This is a genomic window from Mesorhizobium sp. B2-1-3A, from assembly GCF_006442655.1.
Classification (GTDB): Bacteria; Pseudomonadota; Alphaproteobacteria; order Rhizobiales; family Rhizobiaceae; genus Mesorhizobium.
Genome location: NZ_VFWK01000005.1, coordinates 455,361 through 478,532 on the forward strand (window position 1 = coordinate 455,361; position 23,172 = coordinate 478,532).

21 protein-coding genes and 1 pseudogene are annotated in these 23,172 nt (G+C 61.6%); 12 read left to right on the plus strand and 10 right to left on the minus strand.

The window, feature by feature from the left end; all coding sequences use genetic code 11:
• Window positions 1-243 precede the first annotated feature (243 nt).
• The 6 genes from FJ977_RS22440 (at window position 244) to FJ977_RS22465 (ending at window position 6,627) form a co-directional block, all read left to right on the plus strand.
• Complete coding sequence (locus FJ977_RS22440) at window positions 244-1,161, plus strand: formylglycine-generating enzyme family protein (protein WP_140774748.1); 918 nt, start codon at window positions 244-246, stop codon at window positions 1,159-1,161.
• Window positions 1,154-1,537, plus strand: coding sequence for a DUF1622 domain-containing protein (locus FJ977_RS22445; protein ID WP_244735394.1), 384 nt, complete (start codon window positions 1,154-1,156; stop codon window positions 1,535-1,537). The genes FJ977_RS22440 and FJ977_RS22445 overlap by 8 nt, the downstream gene beginning before the upstream one ends.
• 545 nt (window positions 1,538-2,082) lie before the next feature.
• Window positions 2,083-3,660, plus strand: a complete 1,578-nt coding sequence (locus FJ977_RS22450; protein WP_140774366.1) for an ATP-binding protein — start codon at window positions 2,083-2,085, stop codon at window positions 3,658-3,660.
• Window positions 3,661-3,683: 23 nt separating this feature from the next.
• On the plus strand, window positions 3,684-4,289 hold the full coding sequence (locus FJ977_RS22455; protein ID WP_246683259.1) for a response regulator: 606 nt from the start codon (window positions 3,684-3,686) through the stop codon (window positions 4,287-4,289).
• A 79-nt stretch (window positions 4,290-4,368) separates the two neighbouring features.
• Window positions 4,369-4,746 (plus strand): response regulator, encoded by a 378-nt coding sequence (locus FJ977_RS22460; RefSeq protein WP_181180019.1) that lies wholly within the window; start codon window positions 4,369-4,371, stop codon window positions 4,744-4,746.
• 183 nt (window positions 4,747-4,929) lie between these two features.
• Complete coding sequence (locus tag FJ977_RS22465; RefSeq protein ID WP_140774369.1) at window positions 4,930-6,627, plus strand: hypothetical protein; 1,698 nt, start codon at window positions 4,930-4,932, stop codon at window positions 6,625-6,627.
• 327 nt (window positions 6,628-6,954) lie between these two features.
• On the opposite strand, the pseudogene FJ977_RS36345 reads toward FJ977_RS22465, so the two are convergent.
• Window positions 6,955-7,260 (minus strand): annotated as a pseudogene (locus tag FJ977_RS36345) (hypothetical protein); the annotation flags it as partial.
• 347 nt (window positions 7,261-7,607) lie between these two features.
• Between FJ977_RS36345 and FJ977_RS22475 the strand changes: the two are divergent.
• The 4 genes from FJ977_RS22475 (at window position 7,608) to FJ977_RS35920 (ending at window position 10,446) form a co-directional block, all read left to right on the plus strand.
• Window positions 7,608-8,273 (plus strand): response regulator transcription factor, encoded by a 666-nt coding sequence (locus tag FJ977_RS22475; RefSeq protein ID WP_140774370.1) that lies wholly within the window; start codon window positions 7,608-7,610, stop codon window positions 8,271-8,273.
• Complete coding sequence (locus tag FJ977_RS22480; RefSeq protein WP_140774371.1) at window positions 8,270-9,688, plus strand: HAMP domain-containing sensor histidine kinase; 1,419 nt, start codon at window positions 8,270-8,272, stop codon at window positions 9,686-9,688. Before FJ977_RS22475 ends, FJ977_RS22480 begins: the two co-directional genes overlap by 4 nt.
• A gap of 147 nt (window positions 9,689-9,835) precedes the next feature.
• Window positions 9,836-10,279 (plus strand): FCD domain-containing protein, encoded by a 444-nt coding sequence (locus tag FJ977_RS22485; RefSeq protein WP_181180020.1) that lies wholly within the window; start codon window positions 9,836-9,838, stop codon window positions 10,277-10,279.
• Between the two features lie 29 nt (window positions 10,280-10,308).
• Entirely contained in the window at window positions 10,309-10,446 is a 138-nt protein-coding gene (locus FJ977_RS35920; RefSeq protein ID WP_181180021.1) for an FCD domain-containing protein, read from the plus strand.
• Window positions 10,447-10,530: 84 nt separating this feature from the next.
• Here the strand turns inward: FJ977_RS35920 and FJ977_RS22490 are convergent, their stop codons facing one another.
• The 9 genes from FJ977_RS22490 to FJ977_RS22530 form a co-directional block, all read right to left on the minus strand.
• Complete coding sequence (locus tag FJ977_RS22490) at window positions 10,531-10,851, minus strand: DUF1330 domain-containing protein (protein WP_140774372.1); 321 nt, start codon at window positions 10,849-10,851, stop codon at window positions 10,531-10,533.
• An 11-nt stretch (window positions 10,852-10,862) separates the two neighbouring features.
• Window positions 10,863-12,236, minus strand: a complete 1,374-nt coding sequence (locus tag FJ977_RS22495; RefSeq protein ID WP_140774373.1) for an FAD-binding oxidoreductase — start codon at window positions 12,234-12,236, stop codon at window positions 10,863-10,865.
• A 3-nt stretch (window positions 12,237-12,239) separates the two neighbouring features.
• On the minus strand, window positions 12,240-13,019 hold the full coding sequence (locus tag FJ977_RS22500; protein WP_140774374.1) for an aldolase/citrate lyase family protein: 780 nt from the start codon (window positions 13,017-13,019) through the stop codon (window positions 12,240-12,242).
• Window positions 13,020-13,066: 47 nt separating this feature from the next.
• Complete coding sequence (locus FJ977_RS22505; protein WP_140774375.1) at window positions 13,067-14,518, minus strand: aldehyde dehydrogenase family protein; 1,452 nt, start codon at window positions 14,516-14,518, stop codon at window positions 13,067-13,069.
• A gap of 46 nt (window positions 14,519-14,564) precedes the next feature.
• The gene (locus tag FJ977_RS22510; RefSeq protein WP_140774376.1) at window positions 14,565-16,184 is read right to left on the minus strand and encodes a choline dehydrogenase; all 1,620 of its coding nucleotides are present in this window, start codon (window positions 16,182-16,184) and stop codon (window positions 14,565-14,567) included.
• Window positions 16,185-16,388: 204 nt separating this feature from the next.
• The gene (locus FJ977_RS22515; RefSeq protein ID WP_181180022.1) at window positions 16,389-17,393 is read right to left on the minus strand and encodes a glycine betaine ABC transporter substrate-binding protein; all 1,005 of its coding nucleotides are present in this window, start codon (window positions 17,391-17,393) and stop codon (window positions 16,389-16,391) included.
• Window positions 17,394-17,461: 68 nt separating this feature from the next.
• Window positions 17,462-18,721 (minus strand): proline/glycine betaine ABC transporter permease, encoded by a 1,260-nt coding sequence (locus FJ977_RS22520; protein ID WP_210243853.1) that lies wholly within the window; start codon window positions 18,719-18,721, stop codon window positions 17,462-17,464.
• Entirely contained in the window at window positions 18,714-19,685 is a 972-nt protein-coding gene (locus FJ977_RS22525; RefSeq protein ID WP_140774752.1) for a betaine/proline/choline family ABC transporter ATP-binding protein, read from the minus strand. The genes FJ977_RS22520 and FJ977_RS22525 overlap by 8 nt, the downstream gene beginning before the upstream one ends.
• Before the next feature lie 86 nt (window positions 19,686-19,771).
• The gene (locus tag FJ977_RS22530; RefSeq protein ID WP_140774378.1) at window positions 19,772-20,593 is read right to left on the minus strand and encodes an SDR family oxidoreductase; all 822 of its coding nucleotides are present in this window, start codon (window positions 20,591-20,593) and stop codon (window positions 19,772-19,774) included.
• 260 nt (window positions 20,594-20,853) lie between these two features.
• Here FJ977_RS22530 and FJ977_RS22535 point away from each other — a divergent pair, with 260 nt between their 5' ends.
• Entirely contained in the window at window positions 20,854-22,350 is a 1,497-nt protein-coding gene (locus FJ977_RS22535) for an NAD(P)/FAD-dependent oxidoreductase (protein WP_140774379.1), read from the plus strand.
• Window positions 22,351-22,352: 2 nt separating this feature from the next.
• Window positions 22,353-23,111, plus strand: a complete 759-nt coding sequence (locus tag FJ977_RS22540; protein ID WP_140774380.1) for an SDR family oxidoreductase — start codon at window positions 22,353-22,355, stop codon at window positions 23,109-23,111.
• Window positions 23,112-23,172 lie beyond the last annotated feature (61 nt).

Genomic DNA, 23,172 nt, shown 5'->3' on the forward strand with positions numbered 1-23,172 from the left:
TGGGTCCATGCTTTGGCCATTGGCGGGCTGGCCGCGATCTATCTGTCCTCATTGTTTTTGGGACCAACGAACCGAGTCGAGCAGAGCGCCAGATCCAGCCCCGCCGGCACGATCGACAGCCGCGGTTTGTCCGTGACCAGGGCGCAAGGAGGTTGAGGGATGAACGAGGTCACCAGACCTGAGGGGATGGCAATCGACGAACCGGAAGGGATGCCGGTCTCGAAGAGTTCGTCGACCGACGGCATGATCTGGATTTCAGGTGGCTCGTTTCTGATGGGCTCCGACAAATTCTATCCCGAGGAAGCACCGGTCCATCGCGTGAAAGTCGATGGTTTCTGGATGGACCGATTTACGGTGACCAATGGCGATTTCGAAAAATTCGTCGCTGAGACCGGCTATGTGACACTGGCTGAAAAGCCGGCCAACCCGGACAACTATCCCGGCGCCTTGCCGGACATGCTCTCGCCGTCCTCTACCATGTTCAAAAAGCCGGCCGGCCCGGTCGACATGCGCAACCATTACAACTGGTGGGTCTATGTGCGCGGCGCCAACTGGCGCCATCCACGCGGCCCGGCCAGTTCGATCAAGAAGCTGGCGGACCACCCGGTGGTGCATGTCGCCTATGAGGACGTTCAGGCCTATGCCCGCTGGGCAGGCAAGGAATTGCCAACGGAGGCCGAATGGGAGTTTGCCGCGCGCGGCGGCCTCGATGGCGCCGACTATGTCTGGGGCGACGACCTCACGCGTGACGGCCAGCACATGGCCAACACCTGGCAGGGCGAGTTCCCGTACCACAACACAATGGATGATGGATACGAATACACCGCACCGGTCGGCTCGTTCCCGGCCAATGGCTACGGCCTCTTCGACATGGCCGGTAATGTCTGGCAGTGGACGACGGACTGGTACCAGGAGCACGGCAGCATCGACAGCCCGTGCTGCACGGCGGAAAACCCGCGCGGTGCGGCGCGCGAGGCAAGCTACGACCCACGCCAGCCCGATGTGAAAATCCCGCGCAAGGTGACCAAGGGCGGTTCGCATCTCTGCGCGCCGAACTACTGCCGGCGCTATCGTCCCGCGGCACGCATGGCGCAGCCGGTCGATACCTCGATTTCACATCTCGGCTTCCGCTGCGTCGTACGCGGAAAGAGGAATGGATAGAACGCCGATGATTGAGGAGTGGCTTCGGACCCTGACGGAGTTGTTCGTTCCGCTCATCGATCTTCTGGCGCTGATTATCATAGCGACCGGCACGATCCAGGCCTTCATCAACAGCATTCGCGTGGCGTTGTCTCATCCGGAAAATGATCGCGCCGCCCGCTCCGTCTGGATGCATTATTCGCGCTGGCTGATCGCCGGCCTGACCTTTCAGCTTGCCGCCGACATCATCGAGACCTCGACGACGCCAAGTTGGGACGACATTGGCCGCATCGGCGCGATCGCCGTCATCCGGACCTTCCTCAATTTTTTCCTGGAGCGTGATCAACGCGAGATACGCGAACTGCAGAACGATCCAGAGCACCCGAAAGCGGCATAATGCGAACACGTAGCTTCGGTTCAGCCGAGCTGAAAATGTCCGCCTGGGTTCACCGGCGAGGCCAGCCGATCCGAGGTGTCAATCCATTGTCTCGCTTCTCGCGTGATGCTGTGCCAGCGCCATCCGGCGCGGCAAGAGGTGCGGCGAAGGGTTGGCAGGTGGTGACATGAAGCCGGCGGGCAGACCGTATTTCCAGGTAAAGTGATCCGGTTTTTCATTCCGCCCTGCACCAAACCAGTGCTGCAAACACTTGCGTTGTAATGTTCATCGTCCGTCACCCACCTCATTTAGATACTTTTAACCAATCGCTCCGCTAAGCGTGGGCGGTCCTTGTCATTCCTTTCCGGCCATCGCCGGCGACTGTAAGAGAGATATGAGCTGATGTTATCTCGCCAGAGATATAGACAAGGCACGCTATGGGATTAATTTAGAGAGGGAACAAGAACGGCGCAGACGCATTGGTCCGAATCGACGGTCTCTAGGCCCTGGAAGCTTTCCTTATCGGCAAAGCAGCCTCCATCCACAGATCTCGGGGCGAACACAAAATGGGGATACTTCTGGAGGAACGACCTTTACTGATTTCGACGTTTCCGCCAGATCCGCGACAAGAGCGTCTGGCGGTGGTTTTCGTCGTTCTGATGTCCTTGGTTTTCATTGGCTCATTGCCCCTTCGGAATTTACAGCTTTCTCGGCTCGATCTATTTGTCCCCATTCTTGATACTATTCTATTTATCATCGATCTGATCACCGCCGCATTGCTCTACGCTCATGTGTCCGTTCTCGGCTCCCGCTCGCTGCTGGCCCTGGCAAGCGGATATCTGTTCACAGCGCTTGTCATTGTCGTACACGCGCTGACGTTTCCCGGTGCCTTCAGCCCAACCGGGCTGCTGGGCGCGGGGATACAAACGAGCAATTATTTGCAGATCTTCTGGCGTGCCGGGCTGCCTTGCGCCGCGGTTGCATATGCCCTCCTCAAGGAAGGTGAACCCCGAAGCCATCTGGCTGGCAACTCAACGGGTATCCTTATTCTCGCAAGCGTCGCCATTGTCTTTGTCGCCGTGTGCGGCCTGACCTTGCTGGTGACGGTCGGTGGCGCCTTGCTGCCGGATATCATGGTCAACGGGGAGCGCAGGATCTGGGCGGTCGACGCCCCCTTCATCATCCCGCTCGAGATTGCCGCAATCGTGCTTGTGTGGCGGCGACGCCGCTCGGTCCTTGATCTCTGGTTGCTGGTCGTGTTGTCGGCGTGGTTGATCGCCAGCCTTCTGGTCAGCACGACGGCTTATCGATTCAGCCTTGTCTGGTATGAGAGCCGGTTCTACGGACTTCTGGCCTCGTCGTTCGTTCTGCTCGGCTTGCTCACGCAGACCACGACTCTATACGCACGGCTCGCCATATCCACGATCATGCAACGCAGCGAACGGGAGAGCCGGCTCATGCAAGTGGATGCCACGCTCGCGGTGGTTTCGCATGAGGTAAATCAGCCGCTAACCGCCATCACCCTGAATGGCACCGCCGGATTGCATGAACTGGCCAAAGAAAATCCGGATAACTCTACGCTGGAGGTGATATTGAAGGATGTCGTCAGGGACGGCCATCGCGCAAGTGAGATCATCAATGGCATCCGTGCCATGTTCAGGCGAGATGATAGTGAAGCCGAAGAGCTTGATGTCGTCGTGCTCATCGAAAATGCTCTGACACTGGTCAGCGGCGATGTTCACGAACACGGGGTCGTCATCGAGACCGAACTTGGCTCGAAACTCTCCAGCATCAAGGGCAACAGGATCCAGTTGCAACAGGTTATTGTGAATTTGGTCATGAACGCCGTCGAAGCGATGGATGCGATCACGACGCGCCAGCGGTTGCTATCTGTCAGGGCCAATGGCGACAGCGACCGGATCGTGATGGAGATTGAGGATTCCGGTCCCGGGATCGATCCGGAGATGAACGATACGATTTTCGATCCATTCGTTACATCAAAGTCCAAAGGCACCGGGCTGGGCCTGTCGATCTGCCGCACGATTGTGGAAAGCCACGGCGGACGGATATCGGCGGTCAACAATTCCAGGGGCGGTGCGAAGATGGTGGTGTCGATTCCCGCGTATCGGCCGCAAGACCAATGAGCATGCCGAGGTCGAACGTTTTCGTGGTCGACGATGATCCGTCGGTCTTGATTGCGTTGGCGCGGCTCCTGACGGTCAAGGGTTACGAAGTCCGTACTTTTTCCTCCCCTGGCGCGTTCCTCGAAGCGCACGATCCCGATATCCCTGGTTGTGCGGTCGTGGACGTGTCAATGCCGGGGTTGAACGGTCTCGAACTGCAGGCCGCGTTGAAAGGTTCCGACGACATCGCCCGCCCTGTCATCTTCGTCTCTGGCCAGGGTGATGTTCCAACGAGCGTGCGCGCGATGAAGGAAGGAGCCGTGGACTTCCTCACCAAGCCCATCGACGAAACGGCTCTTATCAATGCCGTCGAAGCGGCGATCGGAAAGGATACCGATCTTCGCCGGGACCGGATCGGGTTCACGGAAGTCCTGAAGCATTATGCATCGCTGACTTCACGGGAACGGGAAGTGCTTTCGCACGTCGTGGCGGGCAGGCTCAACAAGCAGATCGCCGCCGATCTCGGCGTCGCCGAGAAGACCGTCAAACTCCACCGGGGGCGCATGATGTCCAAGATGGGGGTGCGCTCCCTTGCCGAGCTTGTCCGGATATCGGAGCGGCTGGGCCTGGATTTACCGCCTGGCCGGTAGTGCGGCCTGATAGACCAAAGGCCGACTATAAATAGCTCTCGCATCTGAGATAATCGCAGGGTCAGGCCAGGGGTGGTGCGTGAAGATTGCGATTGTCGATGATGATGTGTCGGTCCGAAAAGCGCTTGCACGTGTGCTGACCGCCGATGAAATCGAGACGTCGACATTCGCCTCCGGTGCCGAGTTTCTGGATTCGTTGCGTGAACAGATTCCCGATTGCCTGACGCTCGACCTGCAAATGCCGGGAATGAGCGGCCTTGAAGTGCAGCAGGCGCTTCGCGATGCCGGTCTGTCTACCCCCGTGATAGTCATCACCGGTAACGATGATTCCACCGTCGTCAAACGTACCCTCGACGCAGGCGCGATCGCATGCCTGGTCAAGCCGGTCGACCTGGGCCTGCTGCTCGACGCCGTCCAGCGTGCCGTTGCTGGAATCCGTGCAAAGCCGGTTGGCTGATCGAGTTCAAACGCGGTTCAATTGAACTGCGGCTCCTCTCGTCACGAAGGATGGACCAAGGTCCAGCTTGGCCCCGATTTGTATTCGGCAGAAAATCTGCCGTGGCGAAGTATCCCATTGGATGGACTTCAACACCTACGCCAGTCAATTCGCTGAACACGCAAGAAAGTCGAGGGACTTGTTGTGGAAGCTGACGGCAGCGATCTGGACACCTCGACCGTCGAGCCGACGGTTACATGCGAAGAAGCGCGTGCCGAATTGGCGCGATTGCTTTCCGATCCACAATTTCATTGCGCCGACCGCAACAAGCGGTTCCTGCAATTCATTTCGGAGGAGCTATTCGAAGGACGCCAAGACTCGATCAAGGCCTATACAGTAGCCGTGGATGTGTTCGGAAGGCCGGCCAGTTTTGATCCAGGAATAGATCCAATCGTTCGTATCGAGGCGACGCGCCTGCGCGCGTCGCTGTCTCGCTATTATGAATTGAACGGCCATCGGCATGACATCCACATCGATCTGCCGAGGGGACGCTATGTTCCGGATTTCGTCAAGGACAGAAGGTCGGCAGGCGGTGCGAACACCGAACCAGAGGCAGTTCCGGATCCTCCTGTCTCGGTTCAACAACCAGATCCCGCCTTTCGCCAACCTTACCCAAACGGCCGGGCGAGATGGTCGGCAATCGTCCTTGGCGTTGTCGGCGGACTTCTGCTGGGCGCCACGCAACTGATTTCTTTCTTGCATGTCCCCAATCGACCCGAAGCCGTATCGGATCAGCCGACGGTCGCCATCAGCACCATGGCAACCGACCGGGCAAACGGTTCCGAGGCAGGGCAGTTGCGTGACGCGGTTACAGCGGCTTTGTCACGCTTTCAAACGCTGCGTATCTCGACAGAAAACAGCTCCGCGGAGGAGAACGCCCGATATGGGATCGTTCTCAAATACGATTCATCGAATACCCTTCCCTACCTGTGGTGGCAGGTCGTCGACAAGATCAGCAACGAGGCACTTGCCACCGATATCGAGTATGTGTCCAAGGACAGCCCCTCCTGGACCGACCCGTCGAATCGCTTGATTGGTAACCTTGCGAACCGGATCGCGGGCGACACCGGAATCATACATACGGCTCTGGTCAACGCCGAACTGGCCAAGCCATCGCTTGGCAATGGCTGCGTCCTGCGCGCGCATATGGCGCTGAAAGCTGCCGACAGGCCGTCGCTTGATGCCGTCAGATCATGCCTGGTCAAGACGATCGAACTGCGCCCGAACGATGCTGACGCCTACGCCATGCTGGCGATGGTTCTGCTCGCGTCTTCGGGCTGGGACAAGGATAACGATCCGACCGCTCGGGCCCTCGACCTGGCTGACAAGGCCGCGGCCCTGGAGCCAGATTCGGTCCTTGGCGCCTTCGCCCAGATGATGGCTCGTTACAGGAACGGCCAGCCGGATGCCGCGATCGCATCTGGCCGGCGAGCCATGGATCGCAACCCCTTCGATGCCGCGATTGCCCTGAAGCTCGGCGGAATCCTGTTCCTGACCGGTAGATGGGACGAGGGCATTTCGCTGTTGAGTGGAGCCGACGGCACTCAGGACGACACAATTCTTGCTTTTGACGCCTATCGACGTGGTGCCTACGATGAGGCGCAGCGCTATCTTCAGCAAGTTCGCGCTTCGGGTTGCTATCTGACCGAAGTGGTGTGGATTGCAACACTCGGCAAGGTTGGACGAACAGAGGAAGCGGCTCAGCATATTGCGGCACTGCGTCGGGTACAGCCGCGCTTCGAGGAATCTGTTTCCGACGCGATGACGTCTCGTTCAGTGGCACCGTCTCTCGCTGAATCCCTGAAGTCAGGACTTGAGGCGGCAGGCCTGCATCCTCGCTAAGACCGAACATTTAAGCGGATCGCCGTCGATACCGCGAGAGCGATCGACCTGGGCGAGGAAAAGCGCGGTCAATGGTAATGGTGCGCCCGCTGGGTCGACGTCCCCTATGAGAAATCAATACTTTAGCGGATGGTCCGCCAACCCATTTCCTTCGAACGCGGTTTCTCCTCCTTCCACAAAAGGGCCGATAAACTCGTGACGAACGCGGCTGGTTTTGGCCGGAAGCGGTCAGTCCGCTTTCGGGATGAAGGTGATAGAAGCTGCCGTTCAATTGTCGATCAGAGCGGTTGGCGGCGCGGAGAAACTGCTCCGCGCCGTCGAAGAAGCTTATCGGTCGGGCGCGCCCGGAAAGGTTGCCGCAACTTCGTGTCCGTGTAGCCGGTCGAGCAGGCCGCGCGGGCCCGGACGCGGTGGCCGCAGGCTTTCAGCCCTGCCGTCAGCATGGACGAGCAGGTCGCCATGAAGGAAGCCATCGTCGAAATGGCCTTGGACAGTGAGAGTTTCGCCGGCAGCGACCAGCTTGCCGCCCTCCCCTGCGCGGCCGGTTTCAACCAGCGCACGGCCGCTGCCGTCATCGATGACGAACTTGTTGCCGAAGATTTCGGCCACTTTGCCTTTGACAGCCACGGTACTGTACGGCGCGAGGGTGGCGATGGTTGTCGGCTGCATCAAGATCACGTTGTCGCGCGGCACCGCCAATATGGCCGCGCCTGCTCCGGCAACCAGTCCGACTGCGATCAGTCCGACTGCGAACAAGCCGGTAAGATAGGGCCTGCGCCTATGATGGGACGGCGGGAGGGCAGCGGTCGCCTCATGGGTAGTTTGGGATGTATCAGTCATATTGGGCACCTTCAGTTGCTGTGGAATGCCGTCGGTTTTACACCTCCGCCTGGAACCGAGCCTGAACCAGGCCGTTCAGCTTCGGTTCAGCCGCAGGGCCTAGCACCGACGCCAACGCGCGTGGCAGGAAAGTCAATGAAATGAAGGTGCTGCTCGTCGAAGACGATGAATCGATCGCCAGCCAGCTGGGCGAAGCGCTGCGCGACGAGAATTTTGTTGTCGACATCGCCCGCAACGGCGAGGACGGCCAGCATCTCGGTGACACCGGCGCATACGATGTCGCGGTTCTCGATCTTGGCCTGCCAAAGGTCGAGGGCAAGACGGTACTCAAGGCCTGGCGCGCGGCTGGGCGTAACCTGCCGGTGCTGATCCTGACGGCGCGTGACGGCTGGTCAGAAAAGGTCGACGGATTCAAGGCCGGCGCCGACGACTATCTGACCAAGCCGTTCCGGACCGAGGAACTGATCATGCGGCTGCGCGCCCTGGTTCGCAGGTCAGCCGGCCATGCCCAGGCGAAAATTGTTTGCGGACCACTCGCCTTCGACGCGCAACTCGGCACTTTCGAGCTCGACGGGCTGCCGTTGAAACTGACGGGACTTGAGTGGCGGGTCCTTTCCAGCCTGATTTTGCGGAAGGAGGTCGTGGTAACTCGTACCAATCTGCTCGACCGTGTTTATGATGGCGATGCCGAGGTCGAATCCAATTCGTTGGAAGTGATCATTGCAAGGCTGCGCCGCAAGATCGGCCACCATCACATAGCCACGGTGCGAGGTCTCGGTTATCGGCTGACGGCAGACGAAAAATGATATGGTTGCCGCGTTCACTGGCCGGCAGATTGCGGCTTGCGGCGACAGTCGCTGTTATCGCAGCACTGCTGATTGCTGGCATCGTCATCGCATTCATCCTGCAGCGTTTCGTCGTTGGCCAGATCGACCAGCGTCTGGACGCACAGATTTTCGCCGTTGCGTCAGCCTTGCAGCGCGATGGCGAAGGCGGGATGACCGTGACACCTGTCTTGAATGGGCCACCCTACGATCGTCCGCAATCGGGATGGGTATGGCAGGCATCCGGACCATCCGGTGACGCCGTCTCGGCCTCGCTGGCCGGTGTTGGTCCCGTCAAGCTGCCTGCCGTCGTCCCAGGCCACTTCGATAATTTTGTTGGCTTCCGGGACTGGTTTGGGCTGCTGCGTTCGCTCGGGCGCCCAAGAACCGCCGAAGGAGCAGGAGCCGGCGACGAAATGCTCCATTGGCGTACTCTTGAAGTGCCTTTTGGGACGGAAAGGGTGACCATCGCCGCAGGAGCCCCTTTGCGCGCGATTTACGGACCCCTTCGGGAAGCGCTGCTGCCCTTGGCGCTGGCTCTGTTGACGTTAGGCTTGCTGTTATGCGGCGCTCTCTTCGCGCAAGTCCGGCTTGGCCTTCGCCCCCTTGCCAGCTTGCGAGAGGGGCTCGCCGATATCCGCGCAGGCAGGCGAAACGCGCTGCCAACTGATCAACCCAGCGAGATCGGCCCGTTGGTGGAGGAAGTAAACAGCCTGCTTGCCGACAATGCCGAAGGCCTGGCACGCGCCCGACGCCACGTTGCCAACCTGGCGCATGGTCTCAAGACACCGTTGGCGGCACTAAGTCTGGCCTTGGAACCACGACCCGCAAGGGCTTCGTCTGATGCGATCGTGACATCTGGTGCTCTAGGAATGCGCGATCAGCTCGGCTTGATGGAGCGGCTGATCCGCCACCATCTGGCTCGTGCTCGCGCCGCTGCACTTGCCGGGCCCGCCCGGGCCAGTACGCCTGTTCGCGACAGGCTCTCCGACCTCACCAGCATGATCGCCAACATTCATCGCGAGCGCGCCATCGGCTTCGAGATGTCGGCGATGTCGGACTTTGCCGTGGCTGTCGAGACACAGGACTTCGACGAGATTTTCGGCAACCTCCTCGACAATGCCTGCAAATGGGCTCGTTCGCGCGTCGCAATTTCGGCATCCAGCGACGATGGCAATGTCACCATCACCATTGAGGATGATGGTCCCGGCATCGACGCGGCTGCTATGCCGGAAGCGATGCGCCCGGGTCGGCGCATCGATGAGGCGGCTCCCGGTCATGGATTCGGCTTGCCGATCGCGGCCGAGCTTACCGAACTTTACGGCGGACATCTCAATCTCTCGCGACGTTCGGAAGGAGGCCTGCGGGTCGCAGTCCGGCTGCCGAAAGCCCTCTGACTTCAATTGTCGTCTGATGTCTGCCGGCGACCAACGGAGTGCCCATCGCCAAGACAAGGAGAGGCTTTGGCATGGGGTGCAGCCCGGGCCGCCAGCCAGTCGAGCAGCATCATGCCGATCAGGAACAGATAGACGTCAAGACCACTCGTGCTGCCGCGCGAGGAAGAGCTCTGCGCCATGCTCGGCGTCAGCCGCACCTCGGTGCGCGAGGCGGTCAAGGTACTGTCGGCGAAGGGGCTGGTGGAGGCACGGCGCAGGGTCGGCGTGCGTGTGCTCTCGCGCGACGACTGGCGGCTGTTCGATCCCGTGGTGCTGAGTTGGCATCCCGATATCCAGAACGACAGCGAATTGATTTCCGGCCTGATCGAGGCACGCCGCATTTTTGAACCGGCCGCCGCGGAGCTTGCGGCACGGCGCGGCACCGGCTCCGACCTCGCAGCGATCGAGGCGGCCTTCAACGCCATGCGCGATTCGATCCCGCATGACCTCGATGGTGTCTGCCGGGCGGACCTGGCCTTCCACCGCAGCGTGATCGCGGCCAGCCACAACGTCGTTTTGAAGGGGTTGATCGGGATGCTGAAGCGGCGCTGAGCGCGTCCTTCCTCGTCACCAACAAGCTGATGGAAGCGCAGTCGCGGGCGCTTGCCGCGCATCAGGCCGTGCTCGAGGCGATCCGCATGCGCGACACGGCCGGCGCCAGGGCCGCGATGAACCGTCTGCTGGACATCGCCGCTGATGACTTGCGCGCGAGCCTGTAGCCGAGCACGGTTGTATCACGTTGCCATGTCGCCCCGAGTCGAACCGTGCGGGTCCATTGCGGTCGGCGCTGAAGCCCGCTGCCTTCAAGCAGGCTTCCAGGGCCCGTCGCGCAAGCCCTCGACCATGATGAAATCGGCCTCTGCTATGCCTTCGCGGAAGCTACGGGCATACTGATACTCCTCGGACTCGTAGCAGCTGACGGCAGCTTCGAAGGATGGGAACTCCCAGATTACATTGCGCGATCGCCCGGATCCTTCCATGACCTGGACACGCCCGCCTCGCGCCAGGCACACGCCGCCGAACTTTCGGAAGGCAGCGGTGTTTGCCTCGACATACTTCTTGTACTGCTCTGCGTCTTGCACGTCGACGCGAGCGATCCAATAGCCCTTCGGCTTGGTGTCCATAGGAGCTCCGTTCAGATGATCTTGCCAGGATTCAAGATGCCGTGGGGATCAAGGGCGGACTTGATCATGCGCATGGTTGCGATCTCGTCGGCACTGCGCGAGTGATCGAGGAAGGGCTTCTTTGCCACTCCAATCCCATGTTCAGCGGAAATCGATCCGCGGTAGCGGCGGATCAGGCCGTAAATCAGCTTCTGGACCTCGGCTTTTCTTTCAGGATTGGCCAGACCGGTGGTCACGTGAAGGTTGCCATCCCCGAGATGACCGATGACATGCAGGCCGAGGTTCTCAGGAACTTCCTTGGCCAGCAAGGTTGCAGTCTCGTCAACGAAGGCTTCCATGGTCGAAATCGGCAACGAGACATCGAAGTCGAGCATGACCTTGAACAAGTCGATCTCAGGCTGAAACTCTTCGCGGATGCGCCAGATGTCCGCACGCTGGCGCGACGATTGGGCGACCACGATGTCGCTCGCCGCGCCGCTTTCGAGCAGCCCGGCCATCGTTGCTTCGAATTCCGTCGCGTCGCTGTCCGGGGCGAACCCTTCCGCTTCGCAGAGAACATAGTAGGGAAAGCCGATCGGCAGCGGCGGCGCCGCCGGACAAACGGCAGCCACGTTGAAGTCATAGAACTCGCGCCACATGATCTCGAAGGACGACAGCGTGCCGCGCAGCGCTTGTCGCATCGTGCGCAGCGCACCGACCACGGCTCCGAAGCTGTCGAAGGCGAGCAGGGCCGTGTTGACCGTTTGCGGAGCCGGGTGCAGCCGCAGCACCGCCTTGGTGATGACGCCAAGCGTCCCTTCCGCGCCGATGAACAGATGCTTCAGATCGTAGCCGCTGTTGTCCTTTGTGTAAGGCACAAGGTGGCTGAGCACGGTGCCGTTGGCGAGCACGCACTCCAGGCCAAGCACCTGGTCGCGGGCTACGCCGTAGCGCAGCGCCTGGAAGCCGCCCGCATTGGTGGACAGCACGCCGCCCACCGTCGCGCTGCCCCGAGCCCCGAGATCAAGCCCGAAGCGCAAGCCACTCTTTTGCGCGGCAAGCTGCAGGTTCTCCAGCACGACCCCAGCTTCCGCCTCTACGGTCATGCCATCCGTATTGGGCGGCTGCAGGCGGTTCAGCCGTTCCAGCGACATCAGCACCATGTCGGGCGTGGCCAGCGTGGCGTGAACGAGATTGGTGCGCCCTCCCTCGACGATCACCGGCTGGACGCGGCGATCGCAAAAGGAGAGCACCGCGGAAACCTCTTCGACGCTACCGGGCTTCACCAATCCCAGAGCCGTTGTCGGCACGTTGTTCCAGAAGTCCTGCGGACGCGAGCGCAGTTCCTCGCCGTCCACCACATGGTGCTGCCCGACGATGCTTCTCAGTTCGGCAAGGCGTGCCATGCCTCAGCCGCCCACTTCTGTTGCGAGGTCGGCAAGCAGGCGCCGGCCAGATTGCGCGAGGAAGTCCAGGTCCGATCCGGTCGTGAACAGCGAGTAGCCAAGCATGCGCAGCTTCGAGAGCCGGTCAGGAGAAGAGAGGTCGATCGCCGCGATCTTGCCATGCGCCTGCGCAGCCTTCGCGATACGATCGAGCACCGATAGCAACTCGTCGCTGAGCACGCCAACGGTCAGGCCCAGTGAACTGGCGAGATCGGCAGGGCCGACGAACAGGACGTCCACCCCCTCCATTGAAGCAATCGCATCCACATTCTCCAGCCCGAGCGCGCTTTCAATCTGGACGATCAGCGTGGTCGCCGCGTTCGCCTCACGCAGGTACTCGTCGGCATTGTCGTAGAAGCCAGAGGCGCGCCAGGGGCCAATGCCGCGTCGTCCCAAAGGCGCATACCTTGCGGTGGCGACGATCTCACGCGCCTGTTCCGCCGTTTCAACCATCGGAATCATGACGCCGGCCGCACCCGTATCCAGCGCGGTCTTGATCTCGGAAACGGATAGGGACGTCGTCCTGAAGATCACCGGCATCCTGTGCAAGTCCGCCGCGGGCAGCAATGTGGCAAGGTGCTTGGCGTCGACGGAGGAATGCTCCGCGTCGACCAGCAGAAAGTCGAATGGAAGCCGAGCCAATACCTCCACCACCGTCGGCTCCGGCAGGCCCACCCAAGGGCCGAAGACCGGAGCCTCGCCCTTCATTTTGCTTTTGAGACTCTTGCCAAGTTCAATGATCATAGAGGGATTCCCTAGCTCGGGATAACGTGTGCGGGATCGGCGGCTGGTTACGGCTGCGCGCCCATGACTGCCTTGAATTCGAGGAACTCGGCCAATCCGAACTCGCCGTACTCGCGGCCATTGCCGGACTGCTTGAAGCCACCGAACGGTGCGGCGGTGTCCCAGGCCGGGTAGTTCAGGTGGACGTTCCCTGCGCGCAGCTGCGCGGCCACATCCAGGATCCGTTTCTGATCCGTGCCCTGAACGTAGGCCGCAAGCCCATAGTCGGAATCGTTCGCAATCCGGATTGCTTCCTCTTCCGTATCGTAGCGCATCATCACCAGCACGGGTCCGAACACCTCCTCCCGCGCGATGCGCATGCCAGGGGTCACATCGGCAAAGACCGTCGGACGCGTGAAGTAGCCCTGGCTGAGGTCGGCCGGGCGACCGGGACCGCCGGTGACAAGCCTCGCACCTTCCGCCATCGCCATCTCGATCATAGCCTGGACGCGATCGAACTGGGTCTGGCTGACCAGCGGCCCCAAGGTGGTCTGCTCGTCGCCGGGATTGCCGACGCGCTGTGCTTCCGCCGCCTGTTTGGCCACCTCGACGGCTTGAGAATACCGTTCCTTGTCCACCAGCATGCGGGTCGGCGCATCGCAGGACTGGCCGGTGTTGAGCATGCATGAATCGACGCCATTGCGGACGGCGGGCTCAAGATCGGCGTCCGGCAAGATGATATTTGCCGACTTGCCGCCGAGTTCTTGGTGAACCCGCTTCACGCTGTCGGCCGCGGCCTTTGCAACGGCAATGCCGGCGCGGGTCGAGCCGGTGATCGACACCATATCGACCAGCGGATGCGTGGAAAGCGCTGTCCCGACCAATGGTCCGTCGCCATGTACGAGGTTGAACACGCCAGGCGGAACACCGGCTTCCTGCAGGATCTCGGCGAAGATCACGGCATTGAGAGGTGCCACCTCGCTGGGCTTCAGCACTATCGTGCAGCCCGCGGCCAAGGCGGGGGCCACTTTGCAGGCGATCTGGTTGATCGGCCAGTTCCAAGGCGTGATCAGCGCGACGACCCCGATCGGCTCGCGCACCAGCAGCGTGCTGCCGCGCATCTCGCGGAACTGGAAGGTACGCAGCACCTCGATCATCTTCTCGAGATGGGCTGCGCCGCTTGCTGTCTGGCCGGATAGCGAGAGCGATGCAGGCGCCCCCATCTCCATGGTCAGCACCTCGGCGATCTCCTTCTCGCGTTTGCGGAACCCGGCACGGACGCGCTCCAGCAGGGCAAGCCTGTCCTCGCGGGTGGTGGCAGAGAACCGCGGAAATGCCGCATGCGCGGCGCGCACGGCATCGTCGACATCCTGCGCGTTCCCCATGGCGATCCTGGCGCAGGGCTGCCCGGTTGACGGATTGATCACGTCAAGAGTGTCGGTCCCGTGCGGATCCATCCATTTACCGCCAATCAAGAACTGGAGCGCGTGCGGCGAGTTGTAGGTCTGTGGGTCGGTCATTCTCGTTGTTTCCTAAGGTGGCGCCGGCGGTGCCGCAGATGGATGGCTAGGCCGCGTCCGCCCGAGCCAGCGGCTTCTTGCCGAGGACCATGTCGGCGGCCTTTTCGGCGATCATGATCGTTGGAGCGTTGGTGTTGCCGGTCACCAATGTGGGCATGACCGAAGTGTCGACCACGCGCAGGTTGCGCACGCCGTAAACTTTCAGCGATGCGTCCACCACGGCAAGGGGATCGGTGTCGGTGCCCATCTTGCAGGTGCAGGCTGGATGGTAGCCCGAGATTGCGTTGCGGCGAACATAGTCGAGGAGCGCGCCATCCGACTGGATCTCCGGCCCAGGTCCGATCTCCGCCTTGCGGTAGGGGCTGAAGGCATCCTGTTCGCCGATCTCGCGCGCCGCCCGAATGCCTTCCACCATCTCGCGACGATCTTTCTCTTCCGAGAGGTAACGAGGATCGATGACCGGCGCGTCGGACATCCGGTCTGATCGCAGGCGGATGAAGCCACGGCTGTCCGGCCGCATCTGGTTGATGTCAATCTGATAGCCCGCCGCCGCCTGTTTGCGGTGGCTCTTCGGATCCTCGATCAGCAGCATCGGCGTGAAGAAGAACTGGAGTTCAGGCGCGCCTCCCGGATCGCTCGCCTTGAACGCGCCGCAGCTCCAGAAAGGATGCGCTCCCGGCCCGGACTTGGTGAGCAGATAGCGGATACCCAGCATCACGCCGCGATCGATGCGCTGGTAACGGTCGAAGGTCGCAGCCGGGTTGGTGGTCTCGTATTGCACCGGCAGGGCAAGGTGGTCCTGCAGGTTGGCACCGACGCCGGGCAGGTCCACCGCAACGGGAACAGACACGTCGCGCAGGTTCTGCTCCGGCCCGATGCCGGACACCATCAGGAGTTGCGGCGAGGTGATGGCGCCGAGCGCGACGATGACTTCGCCGCCTCGAACCTCTTTGGCCTTTCCGTTGCGCCGTACCTTGAGGCCGACCGCCCGCCCCCCTTCGACAACGATCCGCTCGCAAAGCGTGTCGGACATCACTGTCAGGTTCTTGCGGTGCAGAATCGGGTGGATGTAGGCCGAGGCGGCATCGCTGCGGCGGCCGCCGCTCACGCTTACATCGTAGATGCCGAAGCCGTCCTGGTGCGCGCCGTTGAAATCCGCGTTGCGCTTGTAGCCCGCCTGCTTCGCAGCTTCGAGGAAAGCGAGATCGATAGGCGCCGCACCGCCGGCGTAGCTCGTGCGCAGCGGCCCGCCCGTGCCATGGAAGTCGTTGTCGCCGCGGTGGCTGTCTTCCATGCGCTTGAAATACGGAAGAACGTCCGCATAGGACCAGCCATCCAGCCCGCGCTGGCGCCAGCCGTCATAATCCGAGGGGTTGCCGCGGATGTAGACCATGCCGTTGATCGCCGAAGAGCCGCCGAGCCGCCTGCCGCGCGGCCAGTATACCTGGCGACCGAACATCTCGGCTTGCGGCTCCGTCCGGAATGCCCAGTCATAGGCCGGCTTGCCGAAGATGAAGCCATTGGCGGTTGGCATGCTCACGAAGATGCTGCGGCGAGCCGAACCCGCTTCGACCAGCAGGACCCTGTTGGCCGGATCCTCGCTCAGCCGATTGGCGAGCACGCAGCCTGCCGAACCGCCACCCGCAATGATGAAGTCATAGGTCATGTTAGCACCTTGCGCAGCAATGCTGCCGCTTACGGAGACGCACAGAAGGAGGCCGACGTCAGGCTGCGCCGGCCGGCCGTCGCGAGGGGCGGCGGCAGAACCGGTGCCGGACAGGCAGACGGGGGCACCGTTGGCGCCCGGCCCCAGCCAGGCGTATCCAGTCCCGATGCCGCCGCCTCCAAGCCAGAAAGGCGGAAGGGCTTGCTACCGCACGCCGGCTAGCCATTCGTTCTCGATCTTCGGCTTGTTCGCGTCGATCCACTCCTTGGCGACCTGCTCAACCGGCTTGCCGTCGACTTCCATGGCCAGGATCCACTTGCTGACATCGTCGGTACTGAGTTTCACCTGTGTCAGGAACTGCGCGATCTTGGGGTCACGGCCGGCGAGTTCCTTGGAATGGGCGACATACACGCGGGTCGGCGGTTGGCTGCACTTGATGTCGCTGGCTTCCAGCCAGTCGTTGCGTTCGCCTGGTTGGTAGAAGGTGTAGCAGCCGTTTGCGTTATAGCGCTCCGTACCCTTCGCGCCTTCGGTGGTGTAGCCGGTGAACGCAGGCTCCTCGAGCTTCACAAGCTCATAGGCGGCAAAGATCCACTCGGGCGTCCAGTAATAGAAGGCGATCGGCTTCTTGCTGGCATAAGCATCCTTCAACAATGCCAGCTCCACGGCTTGGTCGAGCGTGGTCAACTCCATCGTCTTGTCGAAGCCGTATGACTTGGCGCGCACCTGCGTCTGATTGGTGGACTCCCAACCGGCCGCGCCGGCCCAGAGTTCACCCAGCCCATTGCCGTCCGAATCGAAGAGTTTCGCGATCTCCGGCTTGGCCAGATCGGCGAGAGATTTCACGCCGTATTCGTCGGCAACGTATTTGGGGATGAAGATGCCCTCCGTCCCCTCGTACGGTGTCTTGTTGAAGATGATCGTTTCGGCACTTCCAGGAATGACATAGTTCTTCATCTGGGCAGGCAGGTGATCGCTCCAGACGTCCGCCACGACATCAACGCTGCCGTCTCCCTTGTTCATGCTCTCGTAGAGCGCCTCCTGGGAGGCAGCGATCGTGCTCACATCGGCATCGAGGTATTCGGTCATGACCTGGTTCAAGACCTGCTCAATCGCGCGTGACCCGAGCCAGTCCAGCTCACCGATCACGACCTTGGTCTTGGCCTCCGCCACACCGCCCGCAAGGGCCAGGATGGCTAGCGCGGCCACGCCGCTCGTCATTAGTTTGCGAAACATGTCTGCTCTTCCCCTTGTTGTTTTGTGTGTCGAGAGTGATCTCAATTCTCGCTATCTTCGGTTCTGCGCGCGCGACCGCGCACCATACGGTCGAGCATCATGGCGCACAGCACGATCGCGATGCCCGCCAGGAAGCCCTGACCTGTCTTGAGCATCTGCAGCGAGCGGATGACATCCAGCCCCAGCCCGCCCGCGCCAATCATGGCGGCGACGACCACCATCGACAGGCACATCATGATCGTTTGATTGATACCCAGGCGGATCGACGGCACCGCCAGGGGAAGCTCAACCTTCAGCAGGGCTTGCATCGGTGTGGCTCCGAATGCGTCGGCTGCTTCCTTGACGTGCTTGGGAACCTGGCGGATGCCGAGCGCCGTGAGGCGCACGACGGGCGGCAGCGCGAAAATCACGGTGGCGATGACGCCTGGCGGCTTGCCGACCGAGAAGAAGGCCACGGCCGGGATCAGGTACACGAAGGTCGGCAGCGTCTGCATGATGTCGAGCACCGGCTCGAGCACGGTCAGCGCGCGCCTGCTCTTGGCGCAAAGGATTCCGAGCGGAAGCCCGATGATGATGCAAATGATCACGGCTGTCGCGATCAGCGCCAGCGTGCCCATGCTCTTTTCCCAAAAGCCGAAGATGCCGAGATAGAGAAGGCATGCCGCGGTGAACAGCAACGCCCGCCAGCCCGAGAGCCAGAGCGCGGCAAGCAGGAAAACAAGTGCGACCACGGGCCAAGGCGTGCCCACGAAGATTGTTTCGATAAAGGTCAAAGTATACCGGAGGCCTACGGTCAGGCTGTCGAAGAAGCCAACCCAATTGCGCTTCATCCAGGTGACCGCATTGTCGAACACCAGCGCTGTCGCGTTGTCCCAGCCTCGCGGAGCGGGAAACTTCACGAGGTAGTCGACGGGTGCCGGCGACACGAACCGGTAGAGGGTCAGCCCGTAGGCGAAAACCAGGATCGCCGTGCCGATCAGTGTGCTGGCCGTGGCAACATGCGACCGGTGGTGACGTTCTCCGCGAGCCACGCTATAGGCGCCAAGCAAAGCCGTGCCGATCCGTACGCCCAGGATGACCAGTGCGCCGAACCAGGCGCCGACGCTTTGTCCCGCGACGACCAACCCGCGCACGAACACCACCAGGCCGATCGCCTCGACGATGGCCGATGCCGCGAACAGGCCCCACATGGCATGGTGCGCGGCCCAGAGCGGGCCGCCCAGAAACGCATTGACAAGCGTCCGTTGGTTCTGCCGGCCGGCCTTTGCGGGATAGGATATGTCGATCGCCTGGTCAGCCAACGCTCTGCCTTCTGCTCATGCCTTTGAGAACCGCAAGGCGGTCGACAAGCCCAACCAACTTGCCTGAAAGATCGATGATCGAAATCGGATGATCGCTGCCAGCGGCCAGCCCTGCGAGTTCGCCCAGAGTAGTGTCCGGCGCGGCGCGGGGAGCGGACGGATCAAAGGAACCTTGCGCTTCCACCATGATATCCGATGCCCGCACAACCTTCAGTTCGGAGACGCCGGCAACGAACTCGGCAACATAGCTGTCGGCCGGGCGAGCGATGATGTCGCCAGGCGTTCCCACCTGAACGACCCGGCCGTCGCGCATGATGGCGATCTTGGTGCCGACGCGCATCGCCTCATCGAGGTCGTGGGTGATAAAGACGGTGGTCTTGCGCATCTTGCTGGACAGTTCGATGAACTGGTCCTGCAACTGGCGCCGGATCAGCGGGTCAAGCGCGCCGAACGGCTCGTCCATCAAGAGGATGTCGGGGTCGCCCGCAAGCGCGCGTGCCAGACCGACGCGCTGCTGCATGCCACCCGAAAGCTCATCGGGAAAGCGGTTTTCCCAACCAGCAAGGTCGACCAGCTTCAGCATCTCCGCCGCACGCTGAAGCCGTTCGGCTCGGCGGACCTTGCGAAGCTCCAGTCCGAAGGCCACGTTTTCGATCACCGTGCGGTGCGGAAGCAGTGCGAAGTTCTGGAACACCATCGCGATTTTGGAGGCGCGAAGGGCACGAAGATTTTTGGCACTGAGATCGCAAACGCTCTGGCCATTGATCAAGATGTCGCCCGAGGTGGGTCGGATCAGCCCGTTGATGTGACGGACAAGAGTGGACTTGCCGGAGCCGGACAGACCCATGATGCAGAAGATCTGGCCAGCCGGAATGGAGAGGTTGACGTCCGCTACACCCACGACGCAACCGTACTTCTGGAGTAGATCCTTCTTGGCCGTTTCACTCTGCTTGGTAGCCGCCATCGCCTCGCTGGCACGGCTCCCAAAGAGCTTCCAAACGTTGCGGCATTCTATGGCCGGCTGCACTGAACTGGTCTGGACGCTAGAAATCACCAGTAGCTCCCAAGCGAAACAGTGATGGCCTGGCCGTTGATGCCACTGGAAGCAGGCGCGACAAGAAAGGAGATCACGTCTGTGATTTCCTGCACACTGACGATCCTACCCGCCGGGTTGGCTTCATTGCGCTCGGCCCATACCTCTTCCACGTTCATGCCGCGCCGCTCGGCCTCGAATTCGGCATCGCGCTCGGCCATGTCGGTACGCACCCAGCTTGGCAGCACCGCGTTGCAGGTTCCTCCGAAGGGAGCGATATCCTGAGCGACCGACCGCATCAGGCCGATCACGCCATGCTTGGAGGCGCAATAGGGCGCCATTGACGGCGCGCCGACTTCGCCGGCCGTTGAGGCGAGCAGGACGATCCGGCCCCAACCTGCTTCACGGATGTTGCGCGCAACCAATTGGGACAGCTCGAAGCCGCTATCGAGATTGACGGCCATGGTCTCGCGCCAATCATCAAGGCCTTGGTCGAAAATCGGCTTGTCAAGATAACCGCCGCGCCCTGCCTCATGAACGAGGATGGTCGCAGGTCCGAGCGCATGGGCGGCTTCGGAAATCTCGGCGCAAGCGCCAGGGCGGCTTAGCGAGAGCGCAAAAGGAGTTATTCCACGAGTCTGGGAAAGCGTTTCCAGCAAGTCACCATCCCGCGCCGTCGCGAGAACCTTGACGCCTTGCTCCGCCAGCGCGATCGCGGCGGCGCGACCCATGCCGCGGCTTGCCCCGGTGACGATGGCGACGCTTCCAGCCAGGTTCCGGACGGGCGCGGAAGTCATGCCGACACGCCACACCGGGAGATCGGACGCAAGCCGCGGCATGCCGATTTCGAGCGCCAGGCGCTTGCTGATTTTGTCTGACCTGAAGCCGGCGCACTCATCTGATACCGCGATCTTTCCCGAATTCCGATAGCTTTCCACCTTTGCGACAATGTCGCAAGTTAAATTTACGAATTCTCTCTATTGCGATCTTACTGTATGAAAACATTAGGTAATTTTGTTGTTATTGACTGCCTAAGCAATCGCATATAGATGGCTTCGCATGTTTTGTCACTGGGTGCAAGGCTTGGCGGAGAACTGAGATGGATGATCGCAAAAGCCTGCAGTCGCAGCCTCTTTCCGTCGCGATCGCCGGGGCTGGCGCTGGCGGGTTGTGCATGGCCATTCGGCTGAAGCAGGCCGGCATTCCCTTCATCGTGTTCGAGAAGGCGGATCGCGTCGGCGGCACCTGGCGTGACAACGACTATCCGGGTTCCGGGTGCGATATCGTCTCCCACCTTTACTCGTTCTCGTTCGAGATGAATCCGGACTGGAGCCGCCGCTTTGCCAAGCAGGATGAAATCCAGGCCTACTTCGAACGGATCGTGGAGAAGTACGGCCTTGGTCCGAGCATCCACCTATCGACGGAATTGAGCAGCGCGGAGTTCGACGAGACCGTATCGGTCTGGCGGCTACGCACCGCGGCAGGCGAGGAGTACCAGGCGAACTGCCTCGTGACCGCGACCGGACAGCTCAACCTGCCTGCAACGCCCGCGTTCCCCGGGCTCGAAAGCTTCGGCGGCCCCATCTTCCACTCTGCCCGCTGGGATCACGGGATCGATCTCGAGGGCAAGCGGATCGCCGTCATCGGGTCCGGTGCAAGCGCGATCCAGTTCTTGCCGGAGATCGCGCCGAAGGCGAGCAAGCTGACGCTGTTCCAGCGCTCGCCCAATTGGGTCATCCCCAAGCCGGATCGCGCGATCTCCCCTTTTGAAAAAAGGATGCTGAGGGCGTTCCCCTGGCTGATGAAGGTCCAGCGCTTGTTCGACTACTGGTCGATCGAGCAGACGTTTCGTGCCTTCCTGAAGGGCAGCCGGCTTGGTCTGGCATGGCAAAAGCAGAGCCAGCGAAGCCTGGAGGAGGCGGTCAAGGACCCGGAATTGCGCAGCGCGCTGACGCCGGACTACCCCGCCGGCTGCAAGCGCATTCTATTGTCCAACGAGTGGTTCAAGACGCTGGCGCGCCCGAACGTCGAGCTTGTTCGATCAGGCATCGAGGGTCTGGACCAGGCAGGGATCCGCACCGGGGGCGGGCACCGCAATGCCGATGTGATCATCCTTGCCACGGGCTTTGAGACGCAACGCTTCCTCGCGCCCATGACGATCAAGGGGCTTGGCGGCCTCGACCTTCACGAGGCGTGGGCCGGCGGCGCCACGGCGCATCGCGGCATAACGCTGACGGGCTTCCCCAACCTCTTCATGCTCTATGGTCCCAACACCAACCTCGGGCATGGCTCGGCGATCTTCATGCTCGAATGCCAGGTTCTGTATGTCATGCGCTGCCTGAAAGCGATGCAGGCGCGACGGACCCGTTTCATGGCCCCGCGCAAGGCAGCAATGGAACGCTTCAACAAGAAGCTTGATGTGGACCTGCAGCGCACGGTTTGGGCCGCGGGCTGCTCGAGCTGGTACAAGGATGCTTCCGGCCGCATCCTCAACAACTGGTCCGGCAGCACCGTGCGCTATTGGTGGGAAACGCTCTGGGTGCGCCCTGACGAATACGACTTCGTTTGTCCCTCTCGTCTGGCGGCGGGAGGTTGAGCATGTACGAGCTGGGCGGCAAAATCGTTCTGGTCACCGGCGGCGCCTCGGGGCTCGGCCGCGCCTGCGTTCAGCGCTTCCGGCAGGAGGGCGCCACGGCGATCGCCGCCGACATCGCGCAATCGTCGGCGGACCGAAGTGGCAGCTCGATCCACCTGGATGTCACGTCAGAAGACAGCTGGCGCGCCGCCATTGTCGAAATCCTCGAGCGTTTCGGGCGCATCGACGTGCTGCTGAACGGGGCCGGCGTCGCCTTTGATGGCGACGATGTGCTGAACTGCACCGCGGAAATCTGGCGCAAGACCCTGTCGGTGAATCTGGACGGCACGTTCCTCGGCTGCAAGCTCGTTTCCGCGGCAATGCGGGAAGGCGGCGGCGGGTCGATCATCAACATCGCTTCGGTGAACGGCGCAACCGGCGACGGCGGCATCGTGGCGGAAGGTGTGGCTGCCTATGCCTCGAGCAAGGCAGCCGTGCGTATGCTGTCGAAGTCGGCGGCACTCGATCTCGCCGCGCGCAAGACGAATGTGCGGTGCAACGTGATCCTGCCAGGATACTTCGCCACGCCCATGGTGCTCGATTACCTGGCAAGCCATCCCGATGGCGATGCGGCACGGGCGCGGATCATTGACGCTCACCCGATGGGCCGCCTGGGACAACCGGAAGAGCTGGCGGGGATTGTAATGTACCTCGCTTCCGACAGGTCCGCCGCTGTCACCGGCGGCGAATTCGTGGTGGACGGAGGCTATCTCGCGCGCTGATGCTCCCATCTCCAGCCCTTGCAGTGCCTGCGCGTCACGCCGTCCACTCCCCGCCCCTTCG